The organism is Caballeronia telluris (genome assembly GCF_001544495.1).
GTDB lineage: Bacteria > Pseudomonadota > Gammaproteobacteria > Burkholderiales > Burkholderiaceae > Caballeronia > Caballeronia telluris.
In genome coordinates this window covers 1-1,369 of sequence record NZ_FCNZ02000123.1, presented here as the reverse complement: position 1 = coordinate 1,369, position 1,369 = coordinate 1, and the positions used below count along the sequence as shown (strand labels likewise).

The window sequence follows — 1,369 nt, the reverse complement described above, 5'->3', positions numbered from 1 at the left end:
TGGCTCCATTACGCCGATCCTGCGCTGGCACCTATGCGCCGATCATCAATTGGCTCCTATACGGCGATCCGTGACACCCAGGTCAGCAACCATCTCCGCGGCCTGCTCAGCGAGTACGGACTGATCCTGCCTCAAGGCATCTGCCATCTCGCCGAGATCCCTGCGCTTGCCGAAGACGCGACGAACGAATTGCCGGGGGTGCTCAGACAGTTGCTGATGGATATGCTCGAACATTTCAGAGAGATCGATCGCAAGATCGATGTGATGGAAACACAAATCCGTCAATGGCACCGGCAAAGCGAAGCCAGTCGCCGGCTTGCAGAGATCCCCGGCATCGGCCTCCTGACAGCAACCGCGCTGGTTGGTTACATCGGCACCCAGGCACAGGGTTTCGTCAGCGGTCGGCATCTAGCGGCCTATCTCGGCCTCGTGCCCCGACAGCATTCCTCGGGCGGCAAGCAACGTCTCGCCCACATCAGTAAAAGAGGCGATCCGTATTTGCGCACGCTGCTGATTCACGGTGCACGCGCGGTGGTCCGGATGTGCCGCGGAATCCAGCGACGCGGGTCGACTCCGATAGATCCTTGGCTGGAGCGCCTGCTAGCCCGCAAGCATCCCAACCAGGCTGCCGTCGCGCAGGCCAACCGAAATGCGCGCATCGTCTGGGCTTTACTCGCAAATAACCGCACGTACTGCTCCCGCGTCACAGCCGACTGAGCAAAAGCACTAACCGCCCACGCGCAGTTTCCTCATTCACGGTTGCACAAGGCAAGCATGCATGATGGCGATTTAGGTCAGACCTCGGTGAGCAAAGCCTGATAGTCGGACCGGGCACCAAAGCCCGCTTTGCAGATAAGGACCTCACCGGCGCATTCCATCAAGGCCAGGGGTATGCCCCGCAAACGGGCCGAATATAAGGATGCAACCGATCTAACCGCTGGAACGCAAGCTCTCCTTGGCAAACGGGTGGTGCCCATATAAAGACCGACTAGATAGGATCTCGCGGCGCCTCTCTCTGTTTAGCAAGCGCTGACGAGATAGGCAGAAGATCGATCTGCGCAAACGCGCGACTGGCACAGACGGCTGGTTGTTTCTATCTTCGAGTGCACATACCTCAACGGATGCCTTCTCTCGACCGAAGAAAACCGACTGTACGCTCGGAAGCGATTGCTCTTCGACCCTAGGCCGTCATTTCAACCGGCGGAACTCGAATAGTCGCTCGTGGCTGATCCCGGTCTGAGACAGCGCGGCCACCTTGGCAAAGCCAACTGTCCGGGTTGTCAGACAGCAGTCGACCCATACCGGCCGACCACGCATCATGCGCATCAATGGCCGGTTGCTTCGTTGCTTCGGACGTTCGGCAAACTCC

At 59.0% G+C, this 1,369-nt stretch carries 2 protein-coding genes; one reads left to right on the top strand and one right to left on the bottom strand.

What is annotated here, in order from left to right; genetic code table 11:
* Positions 1-717, top strand: a 717-nt coding sequence (locus tag AWB66_RS32500; protein WP_125469892.1) for an IS110 family RNA-guided transposase, incomplete at its 5' end; no start/stop codon positions are given.
* 471 nt (positions 718-1,188) lie between these two features.
* Here the strand turns inward: AWB66_RS32500 and AWB66_RS34820 are convergent.
* On the bottom strand, positions 1,189-1,369 hold a 181-nt coding region (locus tag AWB66_RS34820), incomplete at its 5' end, for a hypothetical protein (protein WP_235021362.1).